The organism is Brumimicrobium salinarum (assembly GCF_002844555.1).
In the GTDB taxonomy this organism is placed as follows: Bacteria; Bacteroidota; Bacteroidia; order Flavobacteriales_D; family Crocinitomicaceae; genus Brumimicrobium; species Brumimicrobium salinarum.
In genome coordinates, this window is sequence record NZ_PJNI01000009.1 from 101,723 (window position 1) to 122,845 (window position 21,123).

General features: G+C 35.3%; 18 protein-coding genes. 8 read left to right on the forward strand and 10 right to left on the reverse strand.

Features of this window, described 5'->3' with window-relative positions; genetic code table 11:
• Positions 1 to 17: 17 nt before the first annotated feature.
• Positions 18 to 1,379: a Na(+)-translocating NADH-quinone reductase subunit A gene (locus tag CW751_RS09195; protein WP_101334711.1), complete on the reverse strand. Its 1,362-nt coding sequence runs from the start codon at positions 1,377 to 1,379 to the stop codon at positions 18 to 20.
• A 222-nt stretch (positions 1,380 to 1,601) separates the two neighbouring features.
• On the opposite strand from CW751_RS09195, the gene apaG reads away from it, so the two are divergent.
• Entirely contained in the window at positions 1,602 to 2,000 is a 399-nt protein-coding gene (apaG, locus tag CW751_RS09200) for a Co2+/Mg2+ efflux protein ApaG (protein WP_101334712.1), read from the forward strand.
• Positions 2,001 to 2,134: 134 nt separating this feature from the next.
• Here apaG and msrB read toward each other — a convergent pair whose 3' ends face one another.
• Both msrB and CW751_RS09210 read right to left on the reverse strand, forming a co-directional pair.
• Positions 2,135 to 2,644, reverse strand: coding sequence for a peptide-methionine (R)-S-oxide reductase MsrB (gene msrB / locus CW751_RS09205; RefSeq protein ID WP_101334713.1), 510 nt, complete (start codon positions 2,642 to 2,644; stop codon positions 2,135 to 2,137).
• Positions 2,645 to 3,016: 372 nt separating this feature from the next.
• Positions 3,017 to 3,316, reverse strand: a complete 300-nt coding sequence (locus tag CW751_RS09210; protein WP_101334714.1) for a hypothetical protein — start codon at positions 3,314 to 3,316, stop codon at positions 3,017 to 3,019.
• A 152-nt stretch (positions 3,317 to 3,468) separates the two neighbouring features.
• Between CW751_RS09210 and CW751_RS09215 the strand changes: the two genes are divergently transcribed.
• On the forward strand, positions 3,469 to 4,470 hold the full coding sequence (locus CW751_RS09215) for an NAD(P)H-dependent glycerol-3-phosphate dehydrogenase (protein ID WP_101334818.1): 1,002 nt from the start codon (positions 3,469 to 3,471) through the stop codon (positions 4,468 to 4,470).
• 531 nt (positions 4,471 to 5,001) lie between these two features.
• On the opposite strand, the gene groL is transcribed toward CW751_RS09215, so the two are convergent.
• The 7 genes from groL to miaB form a co-directional block, all read right to left on the reverse strand.
• A complete protein-coding gene (gene groL, locus CW751_RS09220; protein ID WP_101334715.1) occupies positions 5,002 to 6,645 on the reverse strand; it encodes a chaperonin GroEL in 1,644 nt (547 codons plus the stop codon).
• A gap of 25 nt (positions 6,646 to 6,670) precedes the next feature.
• Complete coding sequence (locus tag CW751_RS09225; RefSeq protein ID WP_101334716.1) at positions 6,671 to 6,946, reverse strand: co-chaperone GroES; 276 nt, start codon at positions 6,944 to 6,946, stop codon at positions 6,671 to 6,673.
• A gap of 182 nt (positions 6,947 to 7,128) precedes the next feature.
• Positions 7,129 to 7,437, reverse strand: coding sequence for a preprotein translocase subunit SecG (gene secG, locus CW751_RS09230; protein ID WP_101334717.1), 309 nt, complete (start codon positions 7,435 to 7,437; stop codon positions 7,129 to 7,131).
• Positions 7,438 to 7,440: 3 nt separating this feature from the next.
• Positions 7,441 to 8,658, reverse strand: coding sequence for a hypothetical protein (locus CW751_RS09235; protein ID WP_101334718.1), 1,218 nt, complete (start codon positions 8,656 to 8,658; stop codon positions 7,441 to 7,443).
• Positions 8,658 to 9,167, reverse strand: coding sequence for an LPS assembly lipoprotein LptE (lptE, locus tag CW751_RS09240; RefSeq protein WP_133122184.1), 510 nt, complete (start codon positions 9,165 to 9,167; stop codon positions 8,658 to 8,660). The genes CW751_RS09235 and lptE overlap by 1 nt, the downstream gene beginning before the upstream one ends.
• An 8-nt stretch (positions 9,168 to 9,175) precedes the next feature.
• A complete protein-coding gene (locus CW751_RS09245) occupies positions 9,176 to 10,438 on the reverse strand; it encodes a sigma-54 interaction domain-containing protein (RefSeq protein ID WP_101334720.1) in 1,263 nt (420 codons plus the stop codon).
• Positions 10,439 to 10,450: 12 nt separating this feature from the next.
• Positions 10,451 to 11,878, reverse strand: a complete 1,428-nt coding sequence (gene miaB / locus CW751_RS09250) for a tRNA (N6-isopentenyl adenosine(37)-C2)-methylthiotransferase MiaB (RefSeq protein WP_101334721.1) — start codon at positions 11,876 to 11,878, stop codon at positions 10,451 to 10,453.
• A gap of 246 nt (positions 11,879 to 12,124) precedes the next feature.
• On the opposite strand from miaB, the gene topA reads away from it, so the two are divergent.
• The 6 genes from topA (at position 12,125) to porM (ending at position 21,123) form a co-directional block, all read left to right on the forward strand.
• Positions 12,125 to 14,527, forward strand: coding sequence for a type I DNA topoisomerase (gene topA / locus CW751_RS09255; RefSeq protein ID WP_101334722.1), 2,403 nt, complete (start codon positions 12,125 to 12,127; stop codon positions 14,525 to 14,527).
• A gap of 30 nt (positions 14,528 to 14,557) precedes the next feature.
• Positions 14,558 to 15,712 carry a formimidoylglutamase gene (locus CW751_RS09260; RefSeq protein ID WP_101334723.1) on the forward strand — a complete coding sequence of 385 codons (1,155 nt, stop codon included), beginning with the start codon at positions 14,558 to 14,560 and terminating at the stop codon, positions 15,710 to 15,712.
• A 182-nt stretch (positions 15,713 to 15,894) separates the two neighbouring features.
• The gene (locus CW751_RS09265) at positions 15,895 to 16,821 is read left to right on the forward strand and encodes a PorP/SprF family type IX secretion system membrane protein (protein WP_101334724.1); all 927 of its coding nucleotides are present in this window, start codon (positions 15,895 to 15,897) and stop codon (positions 16,819 to 16,821) included.
• Positions 16,822 to 16,931: 110 nt separating this feature from the next.
• Positions 16,932 to 18,476 (forward strand): T9SS ring complex lipoprotein PorK/GldK, encoded by a 1,545-nt coding sequence (gene porK / locus CW751_RS09270; protein WP_101334725.1) that lies wholly within the window; start codon positions 16,932 to 16,934, stop codon positions 18,474 to 18,476.
• Positions 18,477 to 18,534: 58 nt separating this feature from the next.
• A complete protein-coding gene (porL, locus tag CW751_RS09275) occupies positions 18,535 to 19,356 on the forward strand; it encodes a type IX secretion system motor protein PorL/GldL (RefSeq protein WP_101334726.1) in 822 nt (273 codons plus the stop codon).
• Between the two features lie 66 nt (positions 19,357 to 19,422).
• Entirely contained in the window at positions 19,423 to 21,123 is a 1,701-nt protein-coding gene (gene porM, locus CW751_RS09280; protein ID WP_101334727.1) for a type IX secretion system motor protein PorM/GldM, read from the forward strand.

The window sequence follows — 21,123 nt, forward strand, 5'->3', positions numbered from 1 at the left end:
AATTTATAATTTAACATTTACATGCACTCTTCTTCAATTACATCAAGACCTTCACGAACTTTTTCTTGAATCGCTATTTTTGATGTACATACATATTCGCACAACGCAAAATCTTCAGGTGCGATTTCATATATTCCCAATTGCTCCATGGCATCAATATCGTTAACCATGATTGCTTTAATTAATTGTAACGGTAAAATATCAAAAGGTAAGACTTTGTCTAACTCTCCTGTTACAACAAACCCACGTTCTTCACCATTCAGATTAGTATCTAATCTTCTTTTCTTCTTTGGCATCAACCAAGTCGGGAATAAACGGTGACTAGAGTATTTATCGAATCCTGGAGACAACCATCCTTCCGTTAAGAAAAACTTATACTGATCTCCTTCAGGAAGTACAGTTATGTGCGCATCATAAAACCCTAAAAAACCATCTTTACCAACAGCAGTACCCGTTAAAGCATTTCCACTTATAACTCGCACATTATCTTGCGTTAAGCTATCACCAATTACGGAATCAAGTCGAGCACCAATTATTGTTTTATAATACTTTCTATTTTCAACTTCAGAACCTGTTAAAGCAACAATCCTAGATGGATCGTATTTTCCTTCAGCGAAAAACTTACCAATGGTAATTACATCTTGTGGATTAACTGTAAAAACAAACTCTCCCTTATCAATAGGATTGAAATGATGAATTTGTGTACCTACATTTCCTGCAGGATGCTTACCTGAAATTTTATTAATGGTTACATTCTTAGCGTTCAAAAACGCTTTATCTGGAGCACCATTACCATTCACTGTAATATTTACATCTCCTTCTGTTAGTTTAGACAAGGCGTTTAAACCATGCTGAAAATGCTGATCTTGATCTCTTAATATAAAATCGTAATCTGGTGCTAAAGGTGCAGAATCAAAAGCTGAAATAAAAATAGCTTTTGGAGATACTGATGGATCAGCGATTTTATCTAGAGGTCTCTGTTTGATAAAAGGCCATAATCCATTCTCAAGAAGGATTTGCTTAACTTCTTCTTTGGAAATAGAAGAAGGATCAACAGCTTCTTTTTGAACCACCTCATCATTGGCGTCCACTACTATTCTTACTTCTAATATTCTTCTTTTATCACCTCGAACTATTTCAGAGAGCGTACCAGAAACAGGTGAAACAAATTTCACATCCTTATTGTACTTATCGTAAAAAACGACTTCTCCACGTTTAACTTTCTCTCCTTCTTTAAGGATGACTTTTGGAACTAATCCATGAAAATCTGAAGGTTTTAATGCGACCACTGAAGGAGTTTTTGAATCCACTTTCACTTGATCGGCTTCACCTACTAACTTGATATCAAGTCCTTTTTTTAGTTTAACCGCCTTTGACATGTCTTACACACATTTTATTTAGGTTACAAAAATATAAATTTGTTCGACTTTTACATATTTTAACATGGGTTAAGCCAAGACAAAAACTAATTTAGAATGATTATAAATAACAAAAATACTAAGTTTGAATTTCTTAGCCTATTTTTTTGACATATATTGCGTCAATAACTATATTTATGAAATCTTACAAAGGTTTCATTTTTTAATTTAGCACTTAAAAACATGTATGTTGCCATAACAAAAGGAATTAAAATAACTGTTAATGCAATTTTTAGATCTGATTTAACTCAGCTAAAGAAAAACTTGTATTTCTTCAATTACTCAATTCAAATTGAGAACCTAAGTAACAACAGGGTACAATTAATATCGCGACATTGGCGCATAATTGATTCTTTAGCGCCCACTAGAATTGTTGAAGGAAAGGGGGTAATTGGAGAACAACCTATTCTTGAACCAGGAGAAATGCATGTTTATTCTTCGGGATGTGATTTATCTTCGGGGCTTGGCTTCATGGAAGGCCACTATAATTTTGATGTGATTAATGACAAAGGGGAACAAACCAAATCATTCAAAGTGAGCGTTCCTAGATTCAGTTTAGAATATAATGGCAAATTAAACTAAATACAAACCTGTTTTCTCCACTAGTTATTAAAATAAGATTATCATTCATTCTAAAAAATAAAGGTTCGACCTTGATGCAACTTGAATGATTGTCAAGCACTCAATAAAGAATAAACTAATGTGTAGAGAATACGCTATTCAGTTTTAAAATCAAGTGCTGCTGAGTTGAGACAATATCTTAAACCAGTTGGGCGAGGACCATCTTCAAAAACGTGTCCTAAATGTCCGTCACACCGTGCACACACCACCTCTACTCTATTCCAACCATTTGAAGTATCCGTCTTTTCAGCAACATTAACATCGTTAATAGGCGCATAAAAACTTGGCCAACCTGTTCCTGACTTAAACTTAGTATTTGAAGCAAACAACGGTAATTGACAAGCCACACAATGATAGACACCCTTTTTTGTGTTATCCCAATACGCACCAGAAAAAGCACGTTCTGTTCCTCCTTCTCGTACTACTCGATATTGCTCTGGTGTCAATTGTTTCCTCCATCGTTCTTCTGACTTCCTTATTTTTTGAAGCGTATCCTCTTGCATATTTGTAAATCCGTGAACTTTCAAGCTCTCCTTTGTGTTGGATTCACATCCAAAAGCAGGTATTACAAACAAAAATATAAGGATATGATAATAAGTTTTCATAAATTTCTTTTTCTTACTTAACGAAACACACAAACATGTATTTTGTTTTGTACAATAGATTTCCAATTAAAGACCAAGAAGTTTTTATTTTTCAAATATTCCAAAAAGCTTTTACACCATATCAAAGACATTACATGCTCAAAAAACAACCATCTTTTGAAATAAATATGTTCATATAGAAAGTAATTACAATTGAAAAAAAACGCTATAAATTGGAATGAACCACTAATACTGTTAACCTAGACTTGATTTGCATCGTTAAATTCAAATTCTTTTTGAGAAAGATTTTTTTCCTTATCATCCGTAAATAATTTACAGATACAATGTTTTTAAACACTCAGCTTATACTTTTTAAAAAGCCTAAACATTTTGCTATTCAAATTCTTCATCCAAATTATCTTCATACTCTTCTTTTATATCATCTTTTAAAAAACCTTCTTCGTCATAATCATCATCGTCTTCGATAATTTCTTGTGCTTGGCTCACCGTCATTCTAATTAAATAGTAATAATCCTCTGTTTCGAAAGGTAGCGCACTAACGGTATTTCCTTCTTTATTCTTGAATTTGATCAAATGATCTTCAAATCCTTCTGGATAATTCACTTTTATAGCTTGTTTAACAAGTTCATCCAACTTAACATAGTCCTTAACAACTCTTGGTTTACTCTTCATAATAATTCAATGCATTTTAATTGTAAATTCAAAAGTATTAAAATAGTGCATTCGTAATAAATATAAAAGTGTTTTTTAAAAAAATAAAATGTAAGATTAGCACGGAAAGTGGTTACGAATTAAGCAAAATATGTATTTTTGTCTGAATGCGTATGGATAAATCAGAACAAATACTGGGAGTAATTGGTGGCGGTAGTTGGGCAACAGCCTTAATTAAAATACTAACCGAGAATGTATCACAGGTAAATTGGTACATGCGAAATGAGGATGCGGTAGAAAATATAAAAAAATACCGTAGAAATCTTAAATACCTACAAGCCGTAGAGTTAAACACCTCAAAAATAGAAGTAAGCAGTGAATTAGAAGAAGTTATTGCGCAATCAGATATTATTATCATTGCTACACCTTCTGCTTTTCTAACAGAGTTATTCGAAGATTTTCCTACAGAATTATTTAAAGGTAAAACAGTATTTTCAGCAGTAAAAGGAATTATTCCTGAGTATCATGCTATTCCCGCTCGATTTATTCACAAAACGTTTGGAACACCGTATGATCAAATTGGAATTATCTGCGGGCCATGTCATGCTGAGGAGGTTGCTTTAGAAAGATTATCTTATTTAACAATTGTTTGCCAAGACGAGGATATTGCAGAAGCAATGAGTGATCGATTTAAAACACGATATATTAAAACCACAATTTCAGATGACCTATTTGGAACGGAGTTTTCTGCAATTTTAAAAAATGTTTATGCTATTGCATCTGGAATCTGTGCTGGATTAGGATATGGTGACAACTTTCAAGCGGTACTCATTTCAAATGCTATTCAAGAAATAGAGAATTTTATTGATGAAGTAAGTCCCATACATCGAGATGTAAAAAGTAGCGCCTATCTAGGAGATTTGTTGGTTACAGCCTATTCAAAGTTTTCAAGAAACCGAACTTTCGGATTTATGATTGGAAAAGGATACTCTGTAAAGATAGCGCAAATGGAAATGGATATGATTGCAGAAGGTTATTATGCTGTAAAATCAGTTATGGAAATCAACAAAAAATTTAATGTTGAAATGCCAATAGTTGAAGCTGTTAACAATATTGTTTACGAACGGATTTCGCCCGTTATCGAAATGAAAATACTTACAGATAAACTAAGTTAGATTCATTATATTTCTAATTGGAAGTTACTAAGACACTATCGCATCAAGTGATTAAAGAATATACTATCATTTTCACACCGTCATACTCACTTAAACACTTCTCTCCGTATGAATGGCACATTTTTCCTACTCAACTTTTGAGACTGGTCCGCGTTACAACAAAAAACATTCACTTAACAACTATGTTAACCCGAATTATTCACCAATCTTAAAGTTTAAGAATATTAACATCTGTAAGTCAGTATTCTAACTGTATTTCCTGTAAAATTTGAGAAACCCATTTTTGGGTATTTGTGTATTTGTAAGATTTTGATTTAATTTTGATCTATTCGTCGTTACAAGCCCCGCGAAATATACATATATTACTTTAGGTCTTGTGCCTAGAATAGATTTAAAATTAAATGCATGAACCGAGCCTGCGAGCTCAACGACTAAAGGAGTTAATAATCCGGGTTAAACTCTAAATAAAAAAAGCAGTTTTGAAATCAAAACTGCTTTTTTTTGTAAACTCTATTAAGAAACTTATTAAAACTACATCATTCCAGGCATTCCTCCGGGCATTCCTCCTCCCATTGGCGCTGGAGAGGCTCCTTCTTCTTCAGGTTCGTCAACAACAACACATTCAGTTGTCAATAACATCGAAGCAATAGAAGCAGCATTTTCAATTGCAATTCGGGTCACTTTTGTTGGATCTAAAACACCTGCTTGCAACAAGTTCTCAAATTTTTCTTTCCTTGCATTGTAACCAAAATCATCTTTACCTTCAAGAACTTTTTGAACGATAACCGCTCCTTCACTTCCAGCGTTTTTAACGATCTGGCGTAATGGTTCTTCAACAGATCTTTTAACAATCTCAATACCCGTTAATTCATCATCACTTTCTCCTTTGAGCGTTTCTAAAGCTGACAACGTTCTCAACAAAGCAACTCCACCTCCAGGGATTACACCTTCTTCAACCGCAGCACGCGTAGCTGCCAAAGCATCTTCTACACGGTCTTTCTTTTCTTTCATTTCTACTTCAGAAGCTGCTCCCACATAAAGAACTGCAACACCGCCAGCTAATTTCGCTAAACGTTCTTGCATTTTTTCTTTATCATAATCAGAAGTTGAAGTTTCCATTTGCGCTCTAATTTGAGCTACACGGTCTTCAATTGCTTTTTTATCTCCTGAACCGTTTACAATCGTAGTATTATCTTTATCTATCTCTACACGTTCAGCTGTACCCAACATATCAAGCGTTGCAGACTCCAGTGACAAACCTTTTTCTTCGGAAATTACTTGACCTCCAGTTAATATCGCTAAATCTTCAAGCATTGCTTTTCTACGATCTCCAAAACCAGGAGCTTTAACTGCAGCAACTTTAAGAGAACCTCTAATTCTATTTACCACCAATGTAGTTAATGCTTCACCATCAATATCCTCAGCAATAATTAACAATGGTTTTCCTGCTTGTGCTGCTGGTTCAAGAACAGGAAGTAATTCTTTCATATTCGTGATTTTCTTATCACAGATCAACAAATAAGGATTTTCTAAATCTGCAATCATCTTCTCTGTGTTTGTCACAAAGTATGGCGATAAATATCCGCGATCAAACTGCATCCCCTCTACTGTTTTCACTTCAGTTTCGATTCCTTTAGCTTCTTCAACAGTAATTACACCATCATTACCTACAACTTTCATCGCTTCGGCAATTAACTTACCTATCGTTTCATCATTGTTTGCAGAAATGGAAGCTATTTGCTTAATTTTGTCATTATCTGATCCAACTTCTTGAGAAATCTTTTTAAGTTCTTTTACAATTACCTCAACTGCCTTATCGATACCTCTTTTTAAATCCATTGGATTTGCTCCTGCGGTAACGTTCTTCAAACCAGCAGTGATAATTGCTTGTGCTAAAACAGTTGCTGTAGTTGTACCATCTCCAGCGATATCAGCTGTTTTAGAAGCAACTTCTTTTACCATTTGAGCCCCCATGTTTTCAACAGCATCCTTCAACTCGATCTCTTTCGCTACAGAAACGCCATCTTTTGTAACGTGAGGCGCACCAAACTTTTTGCCTATTACTACATTTCGACCTTTAGGTCCTAGTGTTACTTTTACTGCATTTGCTAAAGCATCAACTCCGTTTTTTAACTTCTCTCTTGCTTTTTCGTCAAATATGATTTCTTTTGCCATTTTAGTTTAATTTTAACATGAATAATTATTGAAACACACCATAAATATCAGACTCCTTCATAATTAAATATGTTTTGTCTTCAACTTTAATTTCGGTTCCTGAGTATTGACCATAAAGAACAGTATCACCATTTTTCACAGTCATTGGCTCATCTTTTTTACCTTCACCTACGGCAACTACAGTTCCCTTTAATGGTTTTTCTTTCGCTGCATCTGGAATAATAATTCCACTTGCTGTTTTTTCTTCGGCTGGTGTGGGCTCAATAAGCACACGATCCGCCAGCGGTTTTAATACTGACATAATGATTTATTTAAATTTTAGTTTATGTTTATTTTATCAAAATTGGATTTGACGAATTCTGTGCCAATTGATAAAAAGTGGATTTTTGTCAGTTAAAAAGATAAAGGCATAAAAAAATGTCAGCGTATATGACACACTGACATTTAAAAAAAGGTTGGTTTTAAGATAAAACCGTATAAATATTATTCTTGAACTGCTCCTTCACCGCTGTTATCAGCTGGTGCTTGTTGCTCTGTTGCAGCATCATCTTGTTGAGGCACAATAACAGGTTCATGATACATCAATGTCATTACGATACTTAACACGGCAATAACACCTGCTAAGCTCCAAGTTGTTTTTTCGATAAAATCATTTGTTTGTTTAACACCTCCCATTTGATGTGCAGAACCAAAGTCAGTTGACAAACCTCCTCCTTTTGGATTTTGCATTAATACAACTAAAACAAGTAAAACACTTGCGATGATAATCAGTACTGTTAATAAAGTTCCCATATTTTAATTTAATTTTCTTTTCAAGGTTTCAATTTGAAGTGCAAAGAAACTCTTTTTTTCTGGATTTTTCAACATTAATTGCTCATAAGCTCCAATTGCTTTCGGATAATTTCCTTGTGCAACATATACTTTCGCCAATGTCTCACTCACAGGAACCCTTGTCTCATCAAGGCTTTCACGCGCTTTTTGCAATGGAGAAAAGAAGGCTTTTCTTTGACTTTTTGGCTCAGAAATTTCTTGATTTTTTTTCAAAACTTTTCTTTTCAAATCAATTTTCTCTTCCTTTTCTAATTGTTTTTTCGGTTTTTCATTTGAATTTGAAGTATTCATCCAAGCTGTAAACGATCTCAATTCACCTTCTTGGGATTGGTCGGCTGGATGCTCTTTTGGTTCATCCGAGACAAAGCTTTCACCATCTTCATCAAGCAATGGCATATCAAAAGAAATATCTATCTCTTCACTTTCATCATCCTCATTTGTATCGTCTGCTAATTTTTCCATTTTAGCAAACCTATATGTCTCTTGCTCTTCTTCATCTACCTCAAGGTAAATGGAAGAACTCACTGCATGGGCAAGAATATCTCTTTCTAAACTTCCTAAGCTTCTCTTCTCTTGATCTGATTGACCATCTGTAATATTTTGCTTTTTAGATTTAGAAGAATCTTCACTTATTTCTTCAGCTTCTTTAATAGGTAACTCTTCTTCATCTTTCTCAACTACATTATCTACCTCTTCGGCTTCTCGTTCATCAGCTTCACTCGTCTCAACTTCTTCCGCTATTTCTGAAGACAAAGAAGTAGATTCATTGTCCGACGTTTTATCAGCAGATTCAAGCACAGTATTACCATCTTGTTCCTCCGCTATTTGTTTCCCCTCTAATCTGGTATCCTCTTGAAGAGCTGTTATTGACGCATCTTCAACTTCAGGTCTTGGGTCTTCATTGGAATCCTCTAATATTTCAGTAGACTCTTTAGTTTTTTCAACTTCTACAAAGTGCACCATTTGAAAGAGTCTTGCCCGATCAGGAATACGATAGGCATGATTTTTCAGCTCTGATTCAAACTGAATTGTATTGTGCATAGCCAATCCTTTCAAATAAAGTTGTGAAAAAATGGCAGAATAAGGATAGCGTTCAGCTAAAGTTTTTAAACTGTCTAGATCCTCCAACCTGATCAACTCTGGTTGGCTTATTCGTGTAGATATTTCATTAAAATTCAACATTACCAATTCGAAAGTAGTTTATTTAAAACATCTTGCACAATTTGTTCGTTAATTTCTGCCAATAATTGTGTTTGAATACTTCCCACATCTTGTGTCGCATCAAAATCTGCAAATCGAGCACTACTAACTTCCATGATTTCCTCTTCAGGTGCAGAAATAAAAATTTCGAAACTTGCACGGATAGTCAATCTATTTTTTACATCTGTAGTGTTATCCTGCAAAGAAAGTGGTGTAACTTCATAACTATTTACGGCTCCAGTAATCACAATTTGCGGATCATCCTGCTCATTTGACACAAGTGTTAACCCTACTCTATTTTGAATTCCATCCCGTATTTCTTCGGTTAAATTAGATCCATAGCTTATAGGTGCGTTTGCCGCTTTACTTTCAAGTACATTTACCATAAAACGTTTCCATTCTGGAGGAACACTACCATCCCTAAATGAAACACTTGTTGGCCAACAAGAAGTTAGCAGCAATATAACCACGCTAAACAGTAAAAATCGCATTCAGTAATTTATTTTAAATTATACTCCTTAATCTTTCGATATAATGTTCGTTCAGATATTCCAAGTTCTTTTGCAGCATCTTTTCGTTTACCGTGATGTTTTTCCAAAGCTTTTTTGACAAACTCCATTTCTCTTTCTTCTAAAGACAATGACTCCTCTACCTCAACATGATCTTCAAAATCGCTATCCACAATCGTCATTTCCTCTTGTTCTGGGTAATTTGTCTTGTGAACTTCATCTCTAACTCCAGCTTCCAATAATCGTTTGCTGTCTTCATTAGAAATATCAGAATACACACGATTAAGCACATCACGTTGAGAACCGGTTAAATCAACATCCTTATTCCCATTCAGCAATTCAATTACAAGCTTTTTAAGCTCATTCATATCACGCTTCATGTCAAAAAGAAACTTATAAATTAATTCTCGATCAGAAAAAGCATCAGATTCGCTAGACTTTTCATTAATTACTGACGGCAGTTCTGGAATTACATCTTCTGGTAAATATGATTTCAATTTCTCTGCAGAAATTGCACGTTCATTTTCAATTACCGAAATTTGCTCAACTACATTTTTTAATTGTCTAATATTTCCTGGCCAAGGATATTTCTCTAAACCAATTACCCCTTCACTATCTAACTTTATTGCTGGCATGCGGTATTTTTCGGCAAAATCAGCAGCAAACTTTCTAAATAAAAGATGAATATCCTCCTTTCTTTCTCGAAGCGGCGGTAATTTAATTGGCACCGTACTCAAACGGTATAATAAATCTTCTCTGAATTTATTTTTCTGGATGGCTTTAGCCATGTTTTCATTGGTAGCAGCAACCACACGAACATTTGTTTTAATAACCTTTGAAGAACCTACGCGAATAAATTCTCCAGTTTCCAAAACCCTTAACAATCTCACCTGAGTTTGTTGCGGTAGTTCTGCTACTTCATCCAAAAATATAGTTCCACCATCAGCTACTTCAAAATATCCTTTCCTACTGCCACTCGCACCAGTAAACGCACCTTTCTCATGTCCAAAAAGCTCTGAATCAATCGTTCCTTCCGGTATAGCACCACAGTTCACAGCGATATAGCTTCCATGTTTACGACTGCTTAATTGATGAATAACTTGAGGAATAATCTCTTTTCCGGTTCCACTTTCACCTGTCACTAAAACAGAAATATCTGTTGGTGCAACCTGAACCGCAACTTCTAAGGCACGATTTAAACCCGAGGAATTACCTATAATTCCAAATCTCTGTTTAATTTGCTGAATGTTCATAAACTACACAATTTAAACTTCAACAATTTCACCTTTTAAAGAAGCTTTGTTGGCTGCCGTAATTTTTACCATTACATAATCGCCAATTTTTGCATCCTTTTTATCAAATATCACCTTGTGATTTTTATCTGTTCGCCCCATTAACTGTTCTGAAGAACGACGAGATTCCTTTTCTATTAACACTTCTTGAATTTCGCCTATCTGCTTATTGTTTATTGCTAAACTGTGTTTATGCTGTAATTCTATTACTTCTTCAAGACGACGTTGTTTAACATCTTCAGGAACATTATCCTCGTATTTACGCTCTGCCAAAGTTTTTGGTCGCTCAGAGTATTTGTACATGTAAGCTGAATCATATCTAACCTCCTTCATAATGGAAAGTGTATCTTGATGTTGCTCTTCAGTCTCATCACAAAACCCAGTAATGATATCTGTAGATATCCCACAATCTGGTATAATTCGCTTAATTGCATCAATTCTATTCATATACCATTCACGTGTATAACCTCTGTTCATTCTTTTGAGTACATCACTATTTCCGGATTGTACTGGTAAATGAATATAATTACATACATTCTTGTGTTTTGCAATAGCATGCAAGACATCATCTGTCATATCTTTAGGATGGGAAGTAGAAAAACGAACACGTAACTTTGGATGTACTCCTGCAACCATTTCTAATAATTGTGCAAAATTCGTGGTTGGTTTAGTTTCATCTTTTATTTCTCCTTTACTGGTCATATTCCATCTGTATGAGTCAACATTTTGCCCCAACAAAGTCACTTCTCGATATCCTGCATTATACAAAGCTGCACATTCTTGCACAATGGTGTGTGGGTCTCTACTTCTCTCTCTACCTCTGGTGAAAGGAACCACACAAAAAGAACACATATTATCACAACCTCTTGTTATACTCACAAACCCGGTTACTCCGTTTTTATCTAAACGTACAGGGCTAATATCTGCATAAGTTTCATCACGTGACAATAAAACGTTCACAGCTTTTTGTCCGCCATCAACCGCTTCAATTAAACCAGGTAAATCTCGGTAAGAATCAGGTCCTGCGACTAAGTCAACTAACTTTTCCTCCTCTAAGAGATTTGTTTTTAACCGTTCGGCCATACACCCCAATATACCTATTACCATTCCTGGCTTTTGTTTTTTCGCTTTATTAAATTGTGTAAGTCGATTTCTTATTCTTTGCTCTGCATTTTCTCGAATACTACACGTATTTATCAAAACAACATCTGCCTCATTTGAATCTTGGGTAGTCACGTATCCTTGATCTATAAGTATAGAGGCTACAACCTCACTATCGGAGAAATTCATAGCGCATCCGTAACTTTCTAAAAACAATTTCTTACCCTCTTCCTTATCATTCATGGATAGAGCCTCACCTTGACGCTCTTCATCCATATCCTTATCTAATACAATTCCCATTGCTAATTTTCAATTTTATGAACTGCAAAGATATACTTTCTTCTTCAGGTGTCAAAATGTCAGTCGATATTTTTAAATAAAAGTTTCCATAAAACTTTTTGATTTTAAAATTGTAATAATTTGTAGTGTATTTTTGAATCCTTAATAAAAATTCTGAAAAGTAAAATCAAAGGAAAGTTTGTTATTGGTATTAATTTAAAGTTATTTTGCATTCAATTTCATTAAAAGTAAATACGGTTTATCATTATGGCAAAGAATTTAGTAATTGTTGAGTCCCCTGCAAAAGCAAAAACAATAGAAGGATATTTAGGTAAAGATTTCCTTGTTTTATCAAGTTATGGACACGTAAGAGATTTAGCTAAAAAGGGCGTAGCAATCGACATCGAGAATAATTTCAAACCTAATTATGAAATAAGTACAGATAAAAAATCTGTAATTACAGATTTAAAAAAGGAAGTTAAGAAATCAGAAACTGTTTGGCTAGCAACGGATGAGGACCGTGAAGGAGAAGCAATATCTTGGCATCTTTATGAAACCTTGAAATTAAAAAATAAAGATACCAAAAGAATTACTTTCAATGAAATCACGAAATCGGCAGTTCAAAAAGCAATTGAACAACCAAGAGAAATAAATCAAGAATTGGTAAATGCTCAGCAGGCAAGACGAGTTCTAGATCGATTGGTAGGATTTGAACTTTCTCCAGTATTATGGAAAAAAGTAAAACCTAGTCTGTCCGCAGGAAGAGTTCAATCTGTTGCTGTAAGATTGATCGTAGAAAGAGAACGGGAGATAATGAATTTCAAACCCGATAATTACTTTAGGGTTACTGGAGATTTCGTTAGCGGTAAAGACAAGATAGCTGCTACTTTGGCTCACAACTTAAAGTCTAGTGAAAAAGTAGAGGCATTTCTAAACGATTGTAGCACTGCCAATTTTAAGGTTAATGAGGTTACCAAAAAGCCGGGAAAGAAAAATCCAAGCGCACCATTTATCACATCTACCTTACAACAAGAAGCAAGTTTAAAGCTTGGCTTTAGTGTTTCAAGAACCATGCGTGTTGCACAAAGTTTATATGAATCTGGGCTTATAACTTATATGAGAACAGACAGCGTAAACCTTTCCGAAACAGCCATGGAAGGCGCAAAAAAGACAATCGTTTCTAATTATGGGGCCGAGTTTAGTAATCCAAAAAAATATAAAAGTAAAAGTGCCGGAGCGCAAGAGGCACACGAGGCGATTCGTCCAACAGACTTCAGTGTTTCATCCGTTAATAAAGGCAATGATGAAAATCGCCTTTACGATTTGATTTGGAAAAGATCAATTGCTTCTCAAATGAGTCCTGCGAAATTAGAAAGAACAACGATAAAAATAGGTGCTGATAACGTAGAAGACATCTTCATTGCAAAAGGAGAAGTAATCAAATTTGAAGGATTCTTAAAAGTTTACTTGGAATCACAACTTGAAGATGAAGATGATGAAGATAAAGCATTAGAAGGATTATTACCTGATCTTAAGGAAGGAACAGAACTCGATAAATTAGCAATCGTTGCACGAGAACGCTTTACAAAAGCAGCTCCAAGATACGTAGAAGCTTCATTGGTAAAAAAATTAGAAGAACTAGGAATTGGTAGACCGTCCACTTATGCACCTACAATTTCTACCATACAAAAACGTGGGTATGTAGAAAAACTAGAACGAGAAGGTACTGAACGAACCTACCTTATATATACACTTGATGAAAAAGGAACAAAGAAAGAAGAAGCAACAGAAATAACTGGACGCGATCGTAATAAACTTTCTCCTTCAGATATTGGAATGGTGGTAACTGACTTCCTTGTAGAACACTTTGGAGACATTCTAAACTACAATTTTACCGCTGAAGTAGAACAGGAGTTTGACGAAATTGCCAACGGATTAAAAGAATGGACAGAAATGATCAAACGTTTTTATGATCCATTTCATAAAACAGTTGAACATACACTAGAACATTCTGAACGCGCATCGGGTGAGAGATATTTAGGAGAACATCCTAAAACTGGCGAAAAAGTAATTGTTAGAATTGGACGTTACGGTCCAATGGCACAAATAGGAGATACTGAAGGTGAGAAAAAAGCAAGATTTGCAAGCTTACGCCCACAACAATCAATCGAAACAATAACATTTGATGAAGTTATGGATTTGTTTAAACTTCCTAGAGAATTAGGCGAGTTTGAAGATAAAGTAGTAAAAGCAAACATCGGACGTTTTGGACCTTATGTGCAACATGACGGTAAATTTGTATCGATAAAAGAAGACGATCCTATGGATATCGAGCTTGATCGCGCAATTGAATTAATAAAAGAGAAGCGCATTGAAGATGCAAAAAAGTTAATCAAAACATTCCCCGAGGATGACAACATGCAGTTACTTAATGGTCGATGGGGACCGTACTTGAAAATTGGTAAGAAAAACTATAAACTCCCTAAAGATCTTGAGGAAGAAGATATTCCGAAGCTAACCTACGAGCAGTGTGTTGAAATATCGGAAAATCAGCCTAAGAAAACAGGACGCAAAAAAAGTACTGCAAAGAAAAAGAGTACAACAAAAAAGAAAAGTACGACGAAGAAAAAAAGTACGACGAAGAAAAAAACAACAGAAAAAAAGAAATAAGTTCGTAAACATCCATTCAGAAAACGAAAAATGAAAGACATATCCTTATATTTTCAACCTGTCGGAAATACAGAAGAAAAAATAGAAGATTCTTTACATACTTATATTAATATATATCAAGAGGAAGAATTTCCAACTTTAGATAAAAAAGGGGTCGCCATTTTTCACGTACCTGAATACCGTAACGATACTCATGCTAAAGAGAAGCGATACAAAAATGAATTTAGAAACAAACTATATCGTTTATTCAGTGGTTCTAATTGGGAGCACACTATTTACGATTTAGGCAATATAGCACCTGGTAAACACATTAACGACACCTTTCATGCTATAGAAACTGTATGTGAAGAACTCATAAAAAAAGAAATTATCCCAATAGTCGTTGGAGGAACACATGATCTTACCAACGCTATTTACAACACCTACGGCAAACTTGAACAATTGGTAAACTTAACTGTAGTGGATCACAAGATAGACTTAGGAGATGCTAATCAACAAGTTAAGAGTGATGGTTGGTTGAGTCATTTACTACTTCAAAAACCGTGTTACCTCTTCAATTTTGCAAACATTGGCTTACAAGGTCATTACACCAGTAAAAATTCATTAAAGCTTTTTGAAGAGTTATATTTCGATGTTACGAGGTTAGGTGACATCAGCAGTAACATAACTTTAGCTGAGCCTCAACTAAGAAACACAGATTTGCTTAGTTTTGATTTAAACAGCATCAGAGCAAGTGATTTACAGAATGAGAATTACTCATCGCCCAATGGTGTTTTTGCCCACGAAGCTTGTCAAATAATGAGATACGCAGGAATAAGCGACAAATTAACAAGCGTTGGTGTTTTTAATTATTTCAGTGAAAATCATCAAGTAACAGATGAACTCCTCGCGCAACTCATTTGGTATTTCAACGAAGGATATGCCAATAGAAAGGGAGACTTTCCGATTGGAAGCAAAAAAAGTTACACCAAGTACCGGGTGTTTTTGGAAGAACTCAATGAAGAAATTTTGTTCTACAAAAGCGACAAGTCTAGCCGATGGTGGATTGAAGTTCCTTATCCTGGAACTTCAAAATCTAAATTCTTAAGACATCAAATGGTTCCCTGCGATTATAACACTTACCAAGAAGCAATGAAAGGAGAGATTCCAGATGTTTGGTGGAAGACATATCAAAAGTTTGTATAAACAAATATTACGAAAGATTTCGAAAACCAATAAAGCACCGAAAAGCATTATTTTATTACAGAAAATCGAGAATTTTATTTTTTTTATTTTCTTTTTACATTTTTTTAACTACTTTAGTCGACTGATGAAGGTAATAAAACCATCGTCAAAGGCTTAAACTATTGAAAAGAAGCAGTATAACTATGAAAAAACTTTTACTTATTTCTATCTTAATATCCGTAAGCGTTCTATATACTTACGGACAACAGGACAAAGTTCTTACACATTTTATTTTTGATAAGATGAGTATTAATCCTGGAGCAACAGGTGTCGGAATGAACCATCAGGTTTGTGGAACAATGATTTACCGAAATCAATGGGATAAATTTAATGGTGCCCCCAACTCAGTTTTAGTTAATGCAGAAGCAAATCTATCTCAGTACTTTCCAAGTGCTGCAGGTATTTCATTCTATCATGATGCTATTGGATACTCAAGACAAAACAACCTCACTTTGAACTACGCTTATCATTTGAATTTAGCGGATGGTGTTCTTGGAATAGGAGCTGCATTAGGAATGGTAAGTTATGGAATGAATCCTACATGGATCACTCCTGACGGAAACCCAAATGACAACTCACTTCCTGAGTCAAAATCACAAGCCACTTTTGATGCTAATTTCGGAGTTTACTATATGTCAAACGGAGGTTGGTATGCAGGACTTTCTTCAACACATTTACCTGCAATGGGTTTAAGTGATTTAAACTTTAACACCGCTAGACATTATTATGCAATGGGTGGTTATCGCATGGATGAAGCATTTGATGTTTCTCCGCTTTCACTCGAAGCGAATGTCCTTGTTAGATCGGATTTCAAAGTATTGAGTTCCGACATTAACGTAAGAGCAATCTGGGATGATATGTTTTATGGAGGAGTAACTTTTAGAACAACAGATGCTATTGGAATTATGGCAGGTTTAAACTGGAATTCATTTACATTTGGTTATTCTTATGACATCACTGTTAATCGAATTTCAAATATTTCAGCAGGTTCTCACGAACTCCTTGTGAAATATTGTCATCCATTGCCTCCAATTCCAATTACAAAGGCAAGAAATCCAAGATATTTATAAAACTTTAATTAGAAACTGTAACCATTTACAAAGCTTTACCGTTATATTAATCCCAAGTATGTTGATCCTGTAGAAAGTTATTGGAGATTCGGAAAGCAAAAACGAGGTATATGAAAAAATTATTAATTATTGGTTTAATCGGGTTAATACTCGGGTCTTGTAGTACAAGATCAGGGCATTTAACAGGTGTTTTAGGTAGACAAGTTTACTACCCTGAAATTCCATTAGGAATGGTCTATATTCCATCAGGTTCTTATATCATGGGGCAAAATGACCAAGATGTTCCTTTTATGCATCAATCAGTTGCTAAGACGGTATCTGTTCAAGCATTTTATATGGATCAAACAGAAATCACTAACAATGAATACCGTCAATTCGTTAATTGGGTAAGAGATTCGATAGCGCGTACAACAATTTATACCACAGTTGAAGAAGACGAGACTGCTGATAGATTCTTAAACTATCGTGAAGAATATTACGATGAAGGTATCGTTGAGTGGGTTGAATACGAATCAAGTGACCGTTTCGAAAACATTGAGAAGTTTCCATTGAACTGGGATCGTTCATTCTCGTATGATGATCCAGAGTTAGTTCCGTTATTAACTGATATGTATTATCCATCATCGCAACGTTTCTACAAAAGAAAAGAGTTTGATACAAGAAAGTTAAACTTCAAATATTACTGGATTGATATTGTTGAAGCTGCACGTAGAGGTAAAATTCATATCAAGCAGGACGGATATGATAATACGGGGTCTAAACTTGACAATGATCACCGTACATTGCGTACACCAAAGCATCCTTTTACGAAGGAAGAACAAGGACAAGACAAAGATATGGGTCGTGTTAATAAACTTGGACAAAACAATGCCATTAGAGGACACGAAAACAGACAACGTTTTGTGATTGAGGAAACAATTAATGTTTATCCTGATACTTTATGTTGGGTACGTGATTTTACATATTCTTTCAATGACCCAATGACTAATATGTATTTTTGGCATCCTGCGTACGACAACTATCCTGTCGTAGGAGTAACGTGGGTTCAAGCAAAAGCATTTAATGTATGGAGAACCCAGCTTTTAAATAGTTGGTTACAATCCATGGGAGAAATCTATGTTAATGATTTCCGTTTACCAACAGAAGCAGAATGGGAAAGAGCATCTCGTGGTGATTTAGATTTGTCACAATATCCTTGGGGTGGTCCTTATATCAGAAACTCTTCAGGATGTTTCTTAGGAAACTTTAAACCGATGAGAGGAAGATATTTTGAAGATGGAGGTTTCCATACTGTTAAGGCATTTTCTTACAATCCAAATGGTTGGGGATTATATTGTATGGCTGGAAACGTATCTGAATGGTGTGAAACTGCATATGACGAGTCTATGTATGAAATGTCTCATGACTTGAATCCAGAATACCGTTACAACGCAATGGATTGGGATCCACCATCAATGAAGCGTAAAGTAATAAGAGGAGGTTCATGGAAAGATATTGGATATTACTTACAGAATAGTACAAGAACTTATGAGTATAGAGATACAGCTAAATCATACATTGGATTTAGATCTGTTGCAACTCATTTAGGTCGTGGAGGAAGAGATTTCTCAAGTGAAGGAGGTGAAGAATTAGATCAAGACCTTCAATTAAGATAAGAACAAACAAGTAAATAAAAACAAATAAATAAATCGTTAAACCTTAAAAATTAAAACTATGAAACCAGGAAGTAAAGGATGGAAAAATTTTATGGCTAAATTATACGGTATCGGAGCGGCCGTAGTAATTCTAGGAGCATTATTCAAAATTATGCACTGGCCAGGGGCAGGTCCGATGTTAGTTGTAGGTCTAGGAACTGAAGCACTTATTTTCGTATTCTCGGCATTTGAACCAATACATGAGGATCCGAATTGGGAATTAGTATATCCCGAATTAGCTTTAGGAAATGATGAAGACTTCAATCCAGAAGAGCTACAATCAGGGTCTAGACGTGGAGGAAATGGTGGTACAGGTATCACTGGTGAACTCGACAAAATGCTCGAAGAAGCGAATATAGATAGTGAGCTTTTAAATCGCTTAGGTGAAGGAATGAAAGCTTTAGGAGATAATGCCGCACAATTAAAAGGTGTAACATCAGCAGCTGCTGCAACAGATTCGTATGTTGAAAGTTTACAAGCCGCTTCAGATAAAGTTTCACAGCTTTCAGAGTCGTATGAAAGAGCATCGGTTGCAATTTCAGGAATGACGTCTTCAACAGAGGAAGGTCAATCTTTCGGAGAGCAAATGCAAAAAGTATCGAAGAACTTATCAGCTTTGAATAATGTTTATGAGCTCCAATTAAAAGGTTCATCGGCACACTTAGAGGCAACTGAAAAGTTCCAAGGACAAGTTACAGATATGATGCAAAACTTATCTGAATCTGTTGAAGATACAAAACTATACAAAGAAAATATGTCTATGTTGTCTAAGAATTTAACAGACTTAAATAATGTATATGGTAACATGCTTAAAGCAATGACAGTTAGAGATAACGGTTAATTATCATATCGAACCAACAAAGAAAGGTTCAACATTAATTAGTAAATTCTAAAATATTAATAAAAGATGGCAGGAGGAAAAGAAACCCCAAGACAAAAGATGATCGGGATGATGTATCTCGTTCTTACTGCTCTTTTGGCACTGAACGTGTCAAAGGAGATAATTGCAGCATTTGTTACAATTAATGATAAGCTAGATGCCAGTGGTGAAGTTATAGATAACGCCACAAAGTCTACTTATGGTACATTTGAAGCGAAAAGAGCTGCTATTCTTGCAGAGAAAGGTGATTTAAAAGTCATTAATTTATGGCAAGGAAAAGCAGATAACTTAAACAACAGAACAAAACAAATTATTCACTTTATATTATCTGAATCTAACGACATGATTAAATATGTTGAAGGTAAAGACTGGGTTGCAGACAAAGATGAACAAGGAAGAATTGTTGAATTAGAATCGCTTTTGAAGATTCAGGCGATGGATAATTACGATAAACCGACTGAAATGTTTATTGGTCCAAATCCAATGAAACCAAAAGCAAGAGGTTTAGCGATTCTTGACAGTATACATGCATACAGGAATTATGTTGCTGAACAAATGGGTAACTATAAAGTCGGAGCAAAAGAATATACGTTCACTGCACCTGATGATATATCTGGATTAAAAGAGGCATTGAAAACTGCAAATCCTGAAGATACTTCACGAATTGCACAGTATTACAAGTCAATGACTATTCCTGCTGAAATAGAAGTAAAAGATGCTGGAAAAAACAGAATGGTTCCATGGCCTACAGCTATGTTTGACAGAGCACCAATTGTTGCAGCAGCAGCTATGTTTACAGCACTAAAGCTTGATGTTTTGAATAGTGAAAGTACAGCCGCTGATTTTATGTTATCAAAAGTTGATGCACCGACATTTAACTTTAATAAAATTGAACCATTAGCTTTTGCGAGAACAGGTTATATTAACGCAGGTGATTCTTTGAACGTACGCGTGATGATTGCGGCTTATGATTCAACAGATGTGCCTCCGATTAAGTATGGAGTAAATGATTCTATACCTGGAAATTGGAAAAGCACAACTGGAAGTATTAAGGTAGACGGCTCATCTCCTGGAAACTACAGAATGACAGGATCAATTGGAGTTAAGGAAAAAGGAGAGTTGAATTGGAAGCCTTGGGAGTTTAATTACACTGTTGGTAAGCCATCTGGTACAGTTTCCCTTCCAGAAATGAATGTACTTTACCGTGGTTATGACAATAAGGTTGAAGGAGCCGCATCTGGTTTTCCAGATTACAACCTATCAGGTGCAGGAAACGTTTCAGTAACTAGGAGCGGTGATGGATACATTGCTAAACCTGGGTCAGGAAGAACAGCTAAAATTAATATATCAGGGGTAGCTGAAGATGGTTCAAGTAGTAACTTGGGTAGCTTTGAATTCAGAGTTCAAAACTTACCAAAACCTTCTGTATCTTTAGGTAGAATTAAGGATGGAGAATCTGCTACTTCAGGTCAATTACGTGCCTCTAGACAATTATTCGCAGGTTATCCGCCTTCTATACCATTGAAAGCAAAGTTTGGTGTTGTTTCTTGGGAAATATCTGTTTCAGGAGCACCAAGACCAGTGAAAGGTACAGGTTCGAAGTTAAGTGGAGCAGCATTGAGAATCATTGCGAATGCTCAAAAAGGTGGCATGGTAACAATTGTTACTAATTATCGTGAACCAAGCGGTAGAATTAAGCGTCAAAATGCTGTATTTACTGTAAAATAA